The 14,892-nt window shown below is 49.9% G+C and carries 14 protein-coding genes; 10 read left to right on the forward strand and 4 right to left on the reverse strand.

The window, feature by feature from the left end; translation table 11 throughout:
- Positions 1–178: 178 nt before the first annotated feature.
- Positions 179–1,792, forward strand: coding sequence for a murein tripeptide ABC transporter substrate-binding protein MppA (gene mppA, locus FDX09_RS22060; protein WP_087856142.1), 1,614 nt, complete (start codon positions 179–181; stop codon positions 1,790–1,792).
- A 347-nt stretch (positions 1,793–2,139) separates the two neighbouring features.
- On the opposite strand, the gene FDX09_RS22070 is transcribed toward mppA, so the two are convergent.
- Positions 2,140–2,601 (reverse strand): Lrp/AsnC family transcriptional regulator, encoded by a 462-nt coding sequence (locus FDX09_RS22070; protein WP_038640872.1) that lies wholly within the window; start codon positions 2,599–2,601, stop codon positions 2,140–2,142.
- A 334-nt stretch (positions 2,602–2,935) separates the two neighbouring features.
- Between FDX09_RS22070 and dpaL the strand changes: the two genes are divergently transcribed.
- The 4 genes from dpaL to FDX09_RS22090 all read left to right on the forward strand — a co-directional run bounded on the left by dpaL (position 2,936) and on the right by FDX09_RS22090 (position 7,997).
- Positions 2,936–4,138 (forward strand): diaminopropionate ammonia-lyase, encoded by a 1,203-nt coding sequence (dpaL, locus tag FDX09_RS22075; RefSeq protein WP_137347890.1) that lies wholly within the window; start codon positions 2,936–2,938, stop codon positions 4,136–4,138.
- 119 nt (positions 4,139–4,257) lie between these two features.
- The gene (locus FDX09_RS22080; RefSeq protein ID WP_137347863.1) at positions 4,258–5,550 is read left to right on the forward strand and encodes an aromatic amino acid transport family protein; all 1,293 of its coding nucleotides are present in this window, start codon (positions 4,258–4,260) and stop codon (positions 5,548–5,550) included.
- A 25-nt stretch (positions 5,551–5,575) separates the two neighbouring features.
- Positions 5,576–6,814 (forward strand): Zn-dependent hydrolase, encoded by a 1,239-nt coding sequence (locus FDX09_RS22085; RefSeq protein WP_137347864.1) that lies wholly within the window; start codon positions 5,576–5,578, stop codon positions 6,812–6,814.
- 19 nt (positions 6,815–6,833) lie between these two features.
- Positions 6,834–7,997: a M20 aminoacylase family protein gene (locus FDX09_RS22090; protein ID WP_137347865.1), complete on the forward strand. Its 1,164-nt coding sequence runs from the start codon at positions 6,834–6,836 to the stop codon at positions 7,995–7,997.
- A 50-nt stretch (positions 7,998–8,047) separates the two neighbouring features.
- On the opposite strand, the gene FDX09_RS22095 is transcribed toward FDX09_RS22090, so the two are convergent.
- Positions 8,048–8,941 carry a dihydrodipicolinate synthase family protein gene (locus FDX09_RS22095; RefSeq protein ID WP_137347866.1) on the reverse strand — a complete coding sequence of 298 codons (894 nt, stop codon included), beginning with the start codon at positions 8,939–8,941 and terminating at the stop codon, positions 8,048–8,050.
- A gap of 21 nt (positions 8,942–8,962) precedes the next feature.
- A complete protein-coding gene (locus tag FDX09_RS22100) occupies positions 8,963–9,658 on the reverse strand; it encodes a B3/4 domain-containing protein (RefSeq protein ID WP_085048123.1) in 696 nt (231 codons plus the stop codon).
- 43 nt (positions 9,659–9,701) lie between these two features.
- Here FDX09_RS22100 and FDX09_RS22105 point away from each other — a divergent pair, with 43 nt between their 5' ends.
- The 3 genes from FDX09_RS22105 (at position 9,702) to FDX09_RS22115 (ending at position 13,595) form a co-directional block, all read left to right on the forward strand.
- The gene (locus FDX09_RS22105; protein ID WP_038640863.1) at positions 9,702–10,304 is read left to right on the forward strand and encodes a helix-turn-helix transcriptional regulator; all 603 of its coding nucleotides are present in this window, start codon (positions 9,702–9,704) and stop codon (positions 10,302–10,304) included.
- A 613-nt stretch (positions 10,305–10,917) separates the two neighbouring features.
- Positions 10,918–12,327, forward strand: coding sequence for a hypothetical protein (locus FDX09_RS22110; protein WP_137347867.1), 1,410 nt, complete (start codon positions 10,918–10,920; stop codon positions 12,325–12,327).
- Between the two features lie 398 nt (positions 12,328–12,725).
- Positions 12,726–13,595, forward strand: a complete 870-nt coding sequence (locus tag FDX09_RS22115; RefSeq protein WP_087856149.1) for an aldo/keto reductase — start codon at positions 12,726–12,728, stop codon at positions 13,593–13,595.
- Positions 13,596–13,680: 85 nt separating this feature from the next.
- Here FDX09_RS22115 and FDX09_RS22120 read toward each other — a convergent pair whose 3' ends face one another.
- Positions 13,681–14,244 (reverse strand): MarR family transcriptional regulator, encoded by a 564-nt coding sequence (locus FDX09_RS22120; RefSeq protein ID WP_137347868.1) that lies wholly within the window; start codon positions 14,242–14,244, stop codon positions 13,681–13,683.
- A 61-nt stretch (positions 14,245–14,305) separates the two neighbouring features.
- Between FDX09_RS22120 and FDX09_RS22125 the strand changes: the two genes are divergently transcribed.
- Both FDX09_RS22125 and FDX09_RS22130 read left to right on the forward strand, forming a co-directional pair.
- Positions 14,306–14,536, forward strand: coding sequence for a thioredoxin family protein (locus tag FDX09_RS22125; RefSeq protein WP_137347869.1), 231 nt, complete (start codon positions 14,306–14,308; stop codon positions 14,534–14,536).
- Between the two features lie 66 nt (positions 14,537–14,602).
- Positions 14,603–14,872, forward strand: a complete 270-nt coding sequence (locus tag FDX09_RS22130; RefSeq protein WP_137347870.1) for a Rho-binding antiterminator — start codon at positions 14,603–14,605, stop codon at positions 14,870–14,872.
- Positions 14,873–14,892 lie beyond the last annotated feature (20 nt).

The following is a 14,892-nucleotide window of genomic DNA, read 5'->3' on the forward strand; positions in this document are numbered from 1 at the left end:
CTCTAAATGCTCGAATAGTTACTCGCAGTGTTGTGCAAAATGTATGGATAATCAAATCGTTTTCACACACTTATCTTTTCAGGTGTAATATCACTTTCTTGTCGGAAGTTAATTGCATTTCCTGCTGGCGATACAAATAATTACACATTCACTTAGTAGCCGGAATTGAGGGTATTTTATGCAGCATTCTGTTTCAGTAACCTGTTGTGCGCTGTTGGTTAGTAGCATTTCCTTATCATGGGCTGCTGATGTTCCCAGCGGAACGGTACTGGCAGAGAAACAAGAACTGGTGCGGCATATAAAAGATGAACCGGCGTCGCTTGATCCGGCAAAGGCCGTCGGGCTTCCTGAAATTCAGGTTATTCGTGATTTATTTGAAGGGCTGGTCAATCAGAATGAGAAGGGAGAAATTGTTCCTGGCGTCGCCACCCAGTGGAAAAGTAACGATAACCGCATCTGGACGTTTACGCTACGTGACAATGCGCAATGGTCCGATGGTACACCGGTAACGGCGCAGGATTTTGTCTACAGCTGGCAGCGTCTGGTTGATCCCAAAACACTATCACCGTTTGCGTGGTTTGCTGCGCTGGCGGGTATTAGCAATGCTCAGGCGATCATCGATGGCAAAGCAGCACCTGATAAGCTTGGCGTTAGCGCGGTTGATGCGCGTACATTAAAAGTTCAACTGGATAAACCGCTCCCCTGGTTTGCCAATCTGACGGCAAGTTTTGCATTTTATCCGGTACAAAAAGCCAATGTTGAGAGCGGCAAAGAGTGGACCAAGCCGGGTAATCTGATTGGTAACGGCGCCTACGTGCTCAAAGATCGCGTCGTAAATGAAAAACTGGTCGTTGTACCGAATACGCATTACTGGGACAACGGCAAAACGGTTCTGCAAAAAGTCACCTTCCTGCCCATTAATCAGGAATCGGCAGCCACCAAGCGCTACCTTGCGGGTGATATTGATATCACGGAATCCTTCCCGAAAAACATGTATCAGAAACTGTTGAAGGATATTCCGGGCCAGGTTTATACCCCGCCTCAGCTTGGCACTTACTATTATGCCTTTAATACCCAGAAGGGACCGACTGCCGATTCCCGCGTGCGCCTGGCGCTGAGTATGACGATCGATCGTCGTTTGATGGCGGAGAAAGTATTAGGTACCGGCGAGAAGCCCGCCTGGCATTTCACGCCGGATGTTACGGCAGGATTTGTACCTGAACCTTCGCCGTTTGAGCAAATGAGTCAGGAAGAGTTGAATGCTCAGGCGAAAACCCTGCTGCGTGCAGCAGGCTATGGTCCGCAGAAACCGCTTAAACTGACGCTGCTGTACAACACCTCTGAAAACCACCAAAAGATTGCTATCGCAGTGGCTTCTATGTGGAAGAAAAACCTCGGTGTCGACGTAAAACTGCAGAATCAGGAGTGGAAAACCTATATCGACAGCCGTAATACCGGCAATTTTGATGTGATCCGCGCTTCCTGGGTGGGGGACTACAATGAGCCTTCTACGTTCCTGTCGTTATTAACATCGACCCATACGGGCAATATCTCCCGCTTTAATAATCCGGCATACGATAAAGTATTAACTCAGGCTACGTTGGAAAATACCGAGAAGGCGCGGAATGCGGATTATAATACGGCAGAGAAAATTCTGATGGAACAGGCACCTATTGCACCAATTTATCAGTATACCAACGGGCGGTTAATTAAACCGTGGCTGAAAGGGTACCCGATTACTAACCCTGAAGATGTCGCATACAGCCGCACAATGTATATTGTGAGGCACTAATCAGTACTGGCCTCATGTTAACGCAAGGTAACCACGGATAAACCCAGAGCTGGCGCAGTTTACCGCGCTAGTTTCTCTTTAGCATCTGAAAGCCAGAGAGAAAAACTGCAAGATTGCAGACCGTGATGGCCTGTATGTTCTGGTTACGCCAGCGGATTCGGTGTCCTTTCTGTAGTCTCTCTGTTTGTAGCCCAATAAAAAATCGTTTTCCCCGTTACTCGGGGGGATAGTCATGTTATCTGTCATCTTCTGGCAGACAAGTAGAATTCGCATATGGAAGGGCGGATTTCGGAAATAAATTAGACATGGGCCAATTTCTGACCTGCCGCCATCATCCGCCGGGCGTTTTACTCGATAACCACTGTCATTTCCTGCTTGGCATTTTGCATCGAAACGAGGGTGCGGAAGGATTTGATATTCCCTGATGCGAAAAAGAGATCGCGGGTCAGGGCCTCGTACTCCGCCATATCGCGGACGTTCATTACCAGCAGGAAATCAAAATCGCCGGTAACGTAATAAACCTGTTGCACCTGCGGACAACTCACGAACCGCTGCTTGTCTTCTTCCAGCAGATCGAGACGCTCATTTTCAATGGTGACCTGCGCCATGATAGTGATAGGGCGACCAACTTTAGTGGCGTCGATCAGGCTGACGCTGCCTCTAATAATACCGGCTTCTTCCAGTGCAGCGATCCGCCGATTGACTGCCGAGGGGGAAAGGCTGACGAGATCGGCGATCTCTCGCTGCGACAGGCGATTATTGCGCTGCAACAGTGTGAGTATTTTTTTATCCCAAGTGTCCAGTTTCATCGTTTCAACGGCCTTATAAAAGTGTGATACGCCTCACTAATGCAACTTTGTTGCGCCAGATAGGTAAATCAGATTGAAAATTGCGCCTCTTAGGGCAATTTTGCGCCATTTTACCGTTGGGGGCAGTGTACCATCTCAATCAGTGGGAAGACGATAAATCGTGTTTTTTAGCCGATAACGACACAACCCACATTATTTCACAACCCGTTCATTCCGTTATTCGGCCTGCGCTTAATTTGGCCGCGTGGAGCTCTACGCCTGTTGTTTAGTGGGGGGAATTAATTCATCGCGGCATGACGGTATGAATAAAAAAGGTGTATTTATGACGGACATAATGAAATACCAATTCAATTCTCGCCAAAAAGTTTATGGTCAGGGCGTCGATCTCAGCCTGCTCAATGACCGTGTCGGCGCAGACGTGCTGGCTTTTCACCAGAAATTTCCTGACTACCGGGTAACGCCGCTACGCAAGCTGGGCTATTTAAGCCAGCGTCTGGGGCTGGGGTCGCTGCATATTAAAGATGAGGCGCAGCGATTTGGTCTTAATGCGTTTAAAGGGCTGGGTGGATCTTATGCTATGGGGAAATATCTCGCCGAACGACTCGGGCGTGACATTAATACCCTGAGCTTCGCCGATCTTAATTCGCCGGAAATTAAAGCCCGCATTAAAGATATTGTGTTTGTGACGGCCACCGACGGCAATCACGGGCGCGGCGTGGCGTGGGCGGCGGAGCAGCTTGGGTTACGGGCGGTGGTCTACATGCCGAAAGGTTCATCGCTGGTGCGGGCGCAAAATATTCGTCGACATGGCGCTGAATGCACCATCACCGATCTTAACTACGACGATACCGTGAGGCTGGCTGATAAAACCGCTAAAGAGCGGGGATGGGTGCTGTTGCAGGATACTGCCTGGCAAGGTTACGAACAGATTCCAACCTGGATCATGCAAGGTTATATGACGCTCGCCGTTGAAGCCTGGGATCAACTGATGCAAAGCGGGGCGCCGCTGCCGACACATCTCTTTTTGCAGGCTGGGGTTGGCTCCTTCGCGGGCAGCATCATGGGCTATTTCGTCGAAAAAATGCAGCAGCAAGTGCCGACAATCGTCATTGTCGAACCGCATAAAGCAAATTGTCTATACCGCTCGGCGACCATTAATGATGGTCAGCCGCACAGCGTCGGCGGCGATATGGCGACCCTGATGGCCGGACTTGCCTGCGGCGAGCCAAACATCACCAGTTGGCCGATGCTGCGCGACCATGCCCGCTGCTTTATCTCCGCTGACGATCATCTTGCCGCCAACGGTATGCGTTTGCTGGCTGCGCCGCGCCCCGGCACTGATGAACCCTTTATCTCCGGCGAATCCGGCGCTATCGGCGCGGGGGTGCTGTATGCGCTGATGACCCAGCCGGAGTTTCGCCATCTCGCCGAATCGCTGCGGCTCAATGCCGATGCGCACGTCCTGTTAATCAGTACCGAAGGGGACACTTCCCCGGATGTCTATGAAGACATCGTCTGGTTTGGCCGCAATGGCTAACCGCCAACGGCAATAATAAGAGGGCCATCTTACCTACCCTACATGCCCTTGGTATGACATGCGTTCTGACAATAAATAAAACATATGCGATTTCGCGTAATGCTGAGAGAACATGACCGATGAATACTGAAACTGCTGTTACAGAAGAAAGAGGATATTGTAATTCCACAAAATGGCATGGCGAAGATACCGTTTGGGTGCTTGGCCTGTTCGGAACGGCGATTGGCGCTGGGGTGCTGTTTCTACCAATAAATGCCGGGATCGGCGGCTTTTGGCCGCTATTGATTGTTTTCGTTCTTGCTTTTCCGATTACCTATCTGGCGCATCGCGGACTGGCGCGCTTCATTTACTCTTCGAATACGCCGGAAAGCACCATTACCGATGTTATCGGCGAACATTTCGGCGCGCTGGCGGGGAAGGTGTTTACCGTTATCTATTTTTTCGCCGTCTATACCATTTTGATTATGTATGCAGTGGCGATCACCAATACTGCGCAGAGTTTTATCCGCCACCAGCTCGGCTTGGCGGAGCCGCCACGGGCGCTGGTGGCTATCGTGTTGATTCTCGGGCTGATGCTTATTGTCCGCCTGGGGCAGCGGCTGATCATGCGAGTGATGAGCACCCTGGTTTATCCCTTTATTATCTCGCTGATATTTATGTCGCTGTTTCTGATTCCGCACTGGAACGGCGCGATTTTTCACACCGTAAGCATTAGCGCGATGGGGGATGGGCGCAGCATTTTCTTGACGCTGTGGATGACGTTTCCGGTATTGGTGATGTCGTTTAACCACTATCCGATTATTTCGCCGATGGTTGTGCGCCAGAAACAGCGCTACGGCCTGGAACTTGCCGAGCGCAAATGCGCACAGATTCAGCGCTATGGCATCCTGTTGATGATAGTGGTCGTGCTGTTTTTCGTCCTCAGTTGCGTGTTAAGTCTGTCGCCACAGCAACTGGCGGAAGCGAAGGCGCAAAACCTCTCAATACTTTCGTATCTTGCGAACCAGTTTGACACGCCAATTATTGCCTGGCTGTCGCCGATTATCGCATTTGTCGCCATTACCAAATCATTTCTGGGCCACTATATCGGCGCGTATGAATCACTGCGAGACCTGATTCTTGAGGCTGCCGCCTCTCGGGGGAAAAAGCCAGGTATTCGCGCGGTTGACGCTGTTATCCTGGTTTTTATGGTTCTGACCTGCTGGTTCGCTGCCTATAAAAACCCCAGTATTCTCGGCATTATTGAGTGCATCAGCGGCCCTACTGGGGCGGCCATCCTACTGCTGTTACCGATGTATGCCATCCATAAATTACCGGTGCTGGCACCGTATCGCGGCAAAGCCAGCAACATTTTTGTCACCCTGATTGGGTTGATTACCGTATCTGCCATTTTTTACGGCATGTTCCAGTAACCACGATGAATAGCGAGATGTTTTTATGAGTCATTATCTGCAGATTAACGGCCAGCGGCTTATCGATTCTTTGTTCGCGCTCGGCGAATGTGGCGCGCTGGAGGGCGGGGGCGTCTGTCGCCTCGCGGCGACCGCGGAGGATAAAGCGGGCAGGGACTTTGTCGTTGCAAGAATGAAAGCGCTGGGTCTGGCAATCTATATCGATGCTATTAGCAATGTTACTGGCGTCTATGCCGGTGAAGAGGCGTTACCGATGGTCATGATGGGCTCGCATATTGACACCGTCGGCACTGGCGGTTTGTACGACGGCAATTACGGCGTGATGGCGGGTCTGGAGGTGATTGCCACTCTTTTAGAGGCGGGCATTCGTCCCCGTCGTCCGCTGGCGGTCACCTTCTTTACCAACGAAGAAGGCGTACGTTTTCAGCCCGATATGATGGGCAGCGTGGTGTTTGCTGGTGAATATCCTCTTGATGCAGCGTTGGCAGCGAAGGATCTTGATGGGGTAACTCTTGATGAGGCGTTATGCGAGATTGGTTACAAAGGCGCTTGTCGACCGGGCGACCTGTCGGTGGATAGCTACGTTGAACTGCATATCGAACAGGGACCGATCCTCGACAAAGAGAGAATTGATATCGGAGTGGTAACCGGCGTGCAGGGGATTTCGTGGCAGGAATTTACGTTGACCGGTGTCTCCAACCATGCGGGCACCACGCCGATGAATATGCGCCACGATGCCGGACTGGCGGCGGCGAAGATCGCCGTATACGCCCGTGAACTGGCGCTTACTCTTGGTGGCGATCAGGTGTCTACTGTCGGACATATGGTCTTTAAACCGAACCTGATTAACGTGATTCCCAACCATGTCGTGATGACGGTGGATTTGCGCAATACCGATAATGAGACCTTAAAACTGGCGGAACAACAGCTTGCCGAGTTTGTCGCCAGAACGGCACAAGAAGAGGGCGTTGAAATAACCAGTCGTTCGCTGGTGCGCTTTAACCCGGTTATTTTTGCCGATGAAATTGTCAATGCCGTAGAAGACGAGGCAAAGCGTCAGGCGCTGAGTTGTAGGCGTCTGCCGAGCGGTGCAGGTCATGATGCGCAGTTTATGGCCTCGGTTTGCCCGGCCGGGATGATCTTCGTCCCCTGCGTTGATGGCATTAGTCACAACGTCAAAGAGCATAGCGAAGCCAAAGACCTGATTGCCGGTGCCAACGTGCTGCTGCAGGTGGTATTACAACGCGCCCAGCGCGCGGAATAGCGTTTTACAGGAGAATAATATGAATCAGGAACAGTTAAAGCAGCAGCTTATTGCATGGCGTCGTCATCTGCATGCCAACCCGGAAAGTGCCTTTGAAGAGGTAAAAACTGCGCAATTCATCGCCGAAAAACTCGAGGCGATGGGGATCGAAGTGCATCGTAACATTGGTAAAACCGGGCTGGTGGGTGTGCTGAAATGCGGTGACGGAAAGGGCGTTATCGCTATTCGCGCCGATATTGACGCTATCCAGTTGACAGAACAGGGCGAGCGGTCTTATCGATCGGGCACCGCTGAACGTATGCACGGTTGTGGACATGACGGCCATACCTGCATTGCGCTGGGTGCTGCGCAGTTGCTGTTGCAGCGTCAGAACTTCAATGGCACCGTCTGTTTTGTTTTTCAGCCCGCTGAAGAGCCGGGTTACGGTGCGAATGCGATGATGGCGGACGGCGTTATCGAGCGTTTTGCCATTGAAGAGATTTATGGTCTGCACAATATGCCAGGCATGAAGGCTGGAACCATCGCTACGCGGGTGGGGGGGATCATGGCCAGTGAAGATAACTTTATTATTCGCATTACCGGTCAGGGGGCACATGCCGCACGTCCGCATATGAGTAAAGATCCGTTGGTGATTGCGGCGGAGATTATTCTGGCGCTGCAAACCATCGTTTCGCGCAACGTCGATCCTAGCGTGCCGGCGGTTATTTCATGTACGGAACTGCACACCGATGGCATCCGCAATGCCATTCCCACCCATGTTGAAATTAAGGGCGATACCCGCAGCTACTCCCCTGAGGTGCAGACCTTGCTGGAAGAACGGATGCGAACCATCAGCGAAGCCATTTGCGCGATGCATGGGGCGCAGTGCGAGTTTATTTATACGCACGAGTTCGCGCCAACGGTGAATTGGCAACATTGCGTGGACGTGGCGGTGAACGCGGCAGAGAACGTTGTGGGGGAGAAGAACGTCGATGGCAATGTCGCGCAGATGATGATCTCGGAAGACTTCGGCGCTTTCCTGCAGAAAATTCCAGGCTGCTTTGTCTTTTTAGGTAACGGCGATGCGTCAGACCCGCAGGGCAATACGCCGCTGCACAATGCCTGTTATGACTTTAACGATGAAATTTTACTAACCGGCGCGGAATATTTTGCCGAGATCGTCAGAATCCGCCTGTCGCAGTAATGCCCGTCAGGTTTCAGAAGGACCGGCAGACAGCCGGTCCTCAAGGGCGGTTATTTCAACTCCAGTGTGGTTATCACACGGGCAATATCCGCGATATCACCTGCTGACAAAGGCTGCAGGGGGCGAGGGAGGCAGTCCGTATCGGTAAGTCCAAGCACGCCTGCGGCAGCAGCAATAACGCGGATGCTTCCGCCATGTTTACGGAACAGCGCCCACAATGGCTCAAGGCGCGTTGTCAGGGCAGTAACGCGTTCATGATCGTTCGCCGCCGCTGCGTCAGTAATTTGTTTCGCCATCACCGGAAACAAACCACCGCTAACGGAGTACCACACTTCACAGCCGGCATTTAATCCCAGCCCGGCATAAGCATCCCCACTGATACCGATGGTTACGCCAGGACGCAGGTGTTGACGTAATGCCTCGACCCGCTCTCTCGCTGCAGTCGGGCTATCCGGGACACCAGGGAGCTTGACCGAGCGAACCCCCTCAAGTGAGGATAGACGACCGTGCAGTTCATCCGTAAAGGTAAAATGTGTCGTGCCCGGGTTATCATAGATGCACACCGGCACAGACGCGTGTCGGGTAACGGTCTCAAATAGTGCAAAGACTTCTTCGTCACGGAGCGGCTGGTAGCTGAAAGCCGGGAGCAGCAGGGCATTTGCGCCCGCGGCTTGCGCATCGTCTGACAGATGCAGGATGGCTTCCGTGCTGACAGCTCCCACACACACTATGACAGGGATCTCTCCGGCGTGCTGTGTTGCCAGAGTCGCGATGCGCTTGCGTTGCTCCCGGGTCAGATAAGCGTAGCTTCCGGTTGACCCCAGGATACCCATAGAATCAACCCGGGCTTCTGTTAGGCGAGAAAGAATATGACTGAAGCCCTTTTCATCCACGCCGCTGGTGGTGACTGGAGTTAAGGGAAACGCAGACAAGCCAGTAAACATAGGTGTTTGTCCTGAATAAGATTACTGGTGCTGATCTTCGATGAGAGTATTTTCAAACCACAGACCCGGCATCATTTCTTCCAGACCGTCAGTCAGCATTCTTCCTGCTTCATGAAGCTTTTCCAGCGGCATCTGTGGCAGACTTTCCAGAATAAACCACATTTGCTGCGCTTCAACACTTAAACGTGTCCTTATCCCTTGCCTCCAGTTCCAGCGACGGCAGGTGACGCCAGCATTGTCACGCCAGATAACCTCTCCGGGGGAGGGATACTCGATAACAGGTGTGCCTTCTTTCATCGTGTCAAAGGGCTCGGTACCTTCCGCAATGGTCAGACGCGGAATACCCTGGTAAGCGGAAATATTCTCGCCACCAACCGGAACGGCATAGCGGAGGCTGACGGCGTTATAAAGATCAACAACAGGATCCAGTGCTGGCATCATGCCATCACGAAGCACGCGCTTACGTAGCGCATCAGCTGAACAAGGCGTGCGCTTTGGTTTGGCGCCAAATGATTGAAAAACGCCAGCCCATGCGGCCAGATGAGACTCCGCCCATTCCGGTCTGCCTGCCAGAACCGCCTCACAAGCTTCCAGTAAGGCGGCCCTGCCAACGTCAGGATTCAGTACCGGCGCGGCTTTTACGTAAATACTAAGCGCTCGAAAACCGGGAGCAGTACGATAAACTTCCGGGGCAATTGACGGAGAATGTGTTAACACGGGATAATCCTGTAATGACCAATTTATTTTATGATATCGACCAATGACCAAAAAAGTCAACTTAATGACCGATGCGGGTGCGGATGTCAGCACCGTCAATGAAGCTGTTTCGCAGCGAATTAAGCAGTACCGTAAACAAAAAAAAATGTCGCTTGATGAGCTGTCCAGGCAGGCAAATGTCAGTAAGGGAGCGCTGGTCGAGATTGAAGGATGTAAGGCCAATCCCAGTATTGCGCTGTTATGCCGTCTGGCAGCCGCAATGGGGGTATCGGTGGCTGATTTTGTAGATGTAGGGACAAAACCAACCGTCCATCTTATTGCTGAAGGTGAGATCCCTGAACTCTGGAAAGGCGACAAAGGAGGAAGAGCAAGGCTTCTTGCTGGTTCCGGGGGGCCGGATATGACAGAGCTCTGGATGTGGGAAATGCAGCCAGGAGAAAAGTTTGCTTCTCCCGGTCACTCTACGGGAACACTTGAATTGTTTTATGTACAAACGGGGACGCTCACGCTTGGCGTACAAGAGCATCTGTATCTGGTTAATTCCGGTTGTTCTGCAACGGCCAGAACGGATGTCCCTCATTTCTATGAAAACCGGGGTGAGAGCCCACTGATATTTATCATGACAGTGAATGAGAAAGCATCCTGAGTAACTCGTAAGAGTGAGATGTGTAGGGATAAAAATCGTCCGGACATACGCTCAAGATCTATTTCTCAGAGATAACTACGGGCTAGCTTTGTTCCCGATATACCTGTCTGTCAGATCCCGTGCTTTGTTATCTCCGGAAACTGAAGGCTGGTGAAGGATACCAGCCTCTCGGGCATTTTCATCGCATAGAGATGCTGTTCAATCACTGACCTGCTTTGTTTTGACTATCCTCAGACAACAGTACCTCCCTTATAGCTGTGATGATGAATATAACCATCTGATTTTATAGATTTTCATCGTTATACCTATTCTGTCATTAGCGTCTCTAACTTGCTGAGTCATACATACATAATCTGCGTTTTTTGGGTTCACCTTTCAAAAGATTTATAGATCTTGGTCAATATAATGACCTTATTATGCCAATAATATGACCAACAGATCCTGACGATCACACTGGCTGATCCACAGGATCAAGGTACTTTATACAAAGATATTTGGACTAATAAGGCAATTTGAAGAAGAAAACGCAGCCACTGGTCTTACTGCTCTGTCAGTTTGACTCACTGGCACGTGTTCAAAAATCTCAGCAAAAGCCATAACAGAGATAACATACATGATAAAACCAACGGACTATGAACCTGAACCAGGTCTGGGGAAACATAGCTGGCCACAGGTAATCAAATGGCTACTCATCATTCTGGTCATTTATGCAGTATGCAGTGTTTTTATTTCAAATCCTTTTTCTATTTTTGTGGACAGAGTAACTCCCGTAGATTACTCAAGAATAATGTATTTTCATGGCTTGTCTGTAGGTCTTGCTGGTCTGACTGCTCTACTGGTTAGTCAGATTTATGGTCTTGACGGAAAATTCAAAAAAATTATTTTCTATTGCACAATCGCCACAATTTTAATTGGTGTAAGTGGTGGTGCGATCAATCGTTCTATGGAATACAGCAAGCTTGCATTGTGGTACCAAATTCTTTCTTTTTTATCGCTTGATGTGATACTGATAACAATGTTATCAGGACTTATTCTGTCAAAAAATAAAGAATTAAAGTCATCACGAACATATTATCTGGTTATAGCCGCATCCTGCACAGCTGTCATTGCCGCACTGGTTGGCGATTTAGCCGGGTTCATTCTTGATTTTGGCGATTGGCTGGGAATATTAGGTTGGTATGCTGGTAAGATTGGTTATACCCTACCGGAATGGCAGGACAATTTACTACGCTCTCACTCTGACATGATGGTAGTGGCTGTCATTGGTCTTATACTGTCGGCAGTGACCTGGAGATACGGGAGATATTTATCCGGATATGCTGCAAAGATAAAAGCAACTGGTGAATGGCTGGTTATTTTTGGGCTGGTTGCTGTTGTTATTATTTTAGTGGTATCAGGTTTCGGTGGTTCTCATTTACAGATCCCTCATATTTTTACAGAAAAAGGATTCTTTGAACCCAGAGGCCATAGTGTGGCTGGTATTGATTTAGGTGATTTTACAATCGGTACCTTTATTTTATGTGGCGGTTTACTTCTGATTGGCGCAATACTTTTCGGAAAAGGGAAAAATGGCGTCAAACTAAACGAATCCAGCAAGTACACTCTTATGGGGATCTTCCTTACATGGTGTAGCATAGTGATTACCGTAGCAGGTATGGGGTTCCTGGAAGAGTATCGAGCCGATCTTTATAACTCAGCTAACCCTGTGCCACTAGGGGAGTATGGTTTTGCATTCCGCATGCTGCATCTTGATGTCAGTTTGATATTATTTCCGGCTATTATGGTTGTTATGTTGTTTGCCCAGCATTTACTGAAGGATGAACAGACAAAACTTATCCAATGGGTTTTACGCACAGGCGTCTTGCTTTGCTCTATTGGATCCCTGATATACATGATACTGAACCCCCAGGCCTTTGGTCCCGGTTACTGGGTCGTCGGCTCCGGTTTCATATTTGTTGTAATGGGGATGTGCTACTTTTTTGTTAAAAGCGATAATCACATTAAAGAAAGATTTAATCAGTAAAACCATCATCTGGATCCTTTAAACGGATACAGACGATGGCTAATGGTTACGTATTACAGATCAGGTGCCACCATTAAAGGTGGCATCATTAGTTTGATCTCATCTGAATGTTGTAGTCTGTTATGCAGACTACAACATTACTCAGAGTTTATAGTGTCGACCAGAAGGGGCTATGTCCGGAACCATGAATTAGGTTCATATGCCCGTAGAGCCAGTCCTGTCCTGATGCGTTCATAAAGGCTGATATCGCAGCCTTTATCCTTTCTTACCCTCATCTTTAACAGAACAACCTCATCTGTATTAATGAATGCCATGCATAGGTCAAATCAGAGATGACTGGGTAATCACGGCGGGGTTTCTGGCCTAAAATAGTGTTTTAACATGACAGGGGCTTGGCCGTGGAATACTCAGTACTAAGTAACAACTGCAGAATGCCGATGGTTGGTTTTGGCGTTTTTAAGGTCACCGATAAGGAAGAGTGTAAGCAGTCAGTTTTAAGCGCTATTCGCACCGGTTACCGCCTCATCGATACCGCAGCCGTATACAGCAATGAAGATGCCGTGGGTGAGGCGGTTCGTGCAGCCATCGCCGAAGGTTTGTGTACCCGCGAGGAGTTATTTATCACTTCTAAGCTGTGGGTCCAGGATATGGCCAACTACGATATGGCTAAAGCCGGTATTGAGGCGTCGCTGAAAAAATCGGGCCTGGAATATTTTGATCTTTATTTATTGCATCAGGCCATGGGCGATTATTTCAGCGCCTGGCGCGCTCTGGAAGAGGCTTATGAAGCCGGTAAACTGAAGGCCATTGGCGTCTCCAACTTCTATGCGCATGTGTTAGCTAACTTCTGTGAAACCGTCAGAATTCAGCCGATGGTGAACCAGGTCGAATTGCATCCTTACTTTGCGCAACCTGTAGCCATTGAAACGATGAAGCGCTACAACGTTCAGCCTGAAGCCTGGGCGCCGTTAGGCGGTGGGAGGCATAAACCATATGAAGATGAAATGCTTCAGGGAATTGCGGATGCCCATCAAAAAACTGTTGCTCAGGTTGTTCTGCGCTGGAACGTGCAGCGCGGCGTGACGGTGATTCCTAAATCCACCCGGCAGGAGCGTATTGCAGAGAATTTTGCCATCTGGGATTTCTCACTCACGGATAGTGAAATGGCGCAAATCAGCGCGCTGGATCTAGGCTATGTGGGTGAGGCGGTGAAGCATTTTAATCCTGAATTCGTTCGCGGCTGCCTTGGCGTTAAAATCCACGACTGACCGTGTTGAAAATGTCGCGAGCTCGTAAAACGGACAACTTTTTTGCCTGCGTTAAAATGGCTGGTGTGATTTTCCGCCAGCCATTTTAGGTTTCCGGGGGCTGGTGTTCCCGGCAAATCAGCAACGAATCCTCTTCACTTAACACCTCTTTCGTCAGATTACAAAATCCCTGACCACCCGTTTTTTGGTGGAATCGACAGCTATGGCAAAGACCAAAGCCAGGCACATTGTTGGTCTGCTGGATCCCACGTAACAGTTCAAATAGTAGCTCTTTAAGTACCGTCGCGCGTTCACCCATCGCCGTTTCACCTGCCACTAAAAACGTCGGCGGGAGCAGGGCATCCAGTAACGTACCGGCTGATTCAGTTAACTGTAAATGTACGCTGCGTTTATCGCGGGCATCCTGCTTGCGAACAATCAGTCCTTTGCTTTCCAGGAGCTTCAGCGATTGCGATACGGTGCCTTTGGTGAGACCGAGGTAGTCCGTTACGCCAAGCGGCGTATTGGAATAACGGTTGCAACGGGCCAGATACATTAACGCGCTGAGTTGTACCGGCTGCAGATCCGCCAGTAATGGATGTTGGCGAAACCACATCCGTGTCAGGCTGGAAAGCCTGTCCAGGACATCGAAAAGTGACATATCGTGCATAACAACTTCCTCCTCGACATATAGTATCGAGTCGATACTATAAGTTAAAAGGAGATCCATCATGACGAAAGCCCGTTTTTATCATGCCGGTTGCCTGGTTTGCGTTTCCGCAGAACAGGCGCTGCTTCAGCATCTGTCCTCTGATGTTGCAATCGATGTTATTCATCTGGGAGAACAACCTGGCCGGGTTGCGGAAGCCGAACTGGCTGGCGTGAAGTCCGTTCCGGCGCTGGTGATCGACGGCAATGTGCTGCATATCAATTTTGGCGCCCCCATTGAAGCGCTGAAATAACCCGGTGCGTTCGGGAAGTGGCATCAGCAATTTCCCGAACATACGGAGCTGTAAGGAAGGGACGTTATGAATGCGACGGGAAAATACCATCCGATAGATTGCGATCTTCATGATTATCTGGAGGTCGCCTGCCTGTACCATTATTGGTTGCGTATTGAGCTAACCGATGGCACGTGTATGGATGCCAGAGCGTTGACCACCTGCACCACCAGAGATAAAGAAGAATTTCTGCTGGTGGAATGCCATAACAACCAACAAAAAATTCGTCTGGATCGTTTGTCTGCGATCGCTACGCTGACGGCCGGGGCGACGTTTAGCGTCGTGAGCTTTCGTTGAGTAACGTCGCAACAAATTCG

This window comes from Citrobacter sp. wls717, assembly GCF_005280955.1.
GTDB lineage: Bacteria > Pseudomonadota > Gammaproteobacteria > Enterobacterales > Enterobacteriaceae > Citrobacter > Citrobacter werkmanii.

Coding starts and splice junctions, on each gene's coding strand:
- mppA (WP_087856142.1), top strand. CDS start 179: ATGCAGCATTCTGTTTCAGTAACCTGTTGTGCGCTGTTGGTTAGTAGC.
- FDX09_RS22070 (WP_038640872.1), bottom strand. CDS start 2,601: ATGAAACTGGACACTTGGGATAAAAAAATACTCACACTGTTGCAGCGC.
- dpaL (WP_137347890.1), top strand. CDS start 2,936: ATGAAATACCAATTCAATTCTCGCCAAAAAGTTTATGGTCAGGGCGTC.
- FDX09_RS22080 (WP_137347863.1), top strand. CDS start 4,258: ATGAATACTGAAACTGCTGTTACAGAAGAAAGAGGATATTGTAATTCC.
- FDX09_RS22085 (WP_137347864.1), top strand. CDS start 5,576: ATGAGTCATTATCTGCAGATTAACGGCCAGCGGCTTATCGATTCTTTG.
- FDX09_RS22090 (WP_137347865.1), top strand. CDS start 6,834: ATGAATCAGGAACAGTTAAAGCAGCAGCTTATTGCATGGCGTCGTCAT.
- FDX09_RS22095 (WP_137347866.1), bottom strand. CDS start 8,941: ATGTTTACTGGCTTGTCTGCGTTTCCCTTAACTCCAGTCACCACCAGC.
- FDX09_RS22105 (WP_038640863.1), top strand. CDS start 9,702: ATGACCAAAAAAGTCAACTTAATGACCGATGCGGGTGCGGATGTCAGC.
- FDX09_RS22110 (WP_137347867.1), top strand. CDS start 10,918: ATGATAAAACCAACGGACTATGAACCTGAACCAGGTCTGGGGAAACAT.
- FDX09_RS22120 (WP_137347868.1), bottom strand. CDS start 14,244: ATGCACGATATGTCACTTTTCGATGTCCTGGACAGGCTTTCCAGCCTG.
- FDX09_RS22125 (WP_137347869.1), top strand. CDS start 14,306: ATGACGAAAGCCCGTTTTTATCATGCCGGTTGCCTGGTTTGCGTTTCC.
- FDX09_RS22130 (WP_137347870.1), top strand. CDS start 14,603: ATGAATGCGACGGGAAAATACCATCCGATAGATTGCGATCTTCATGAT.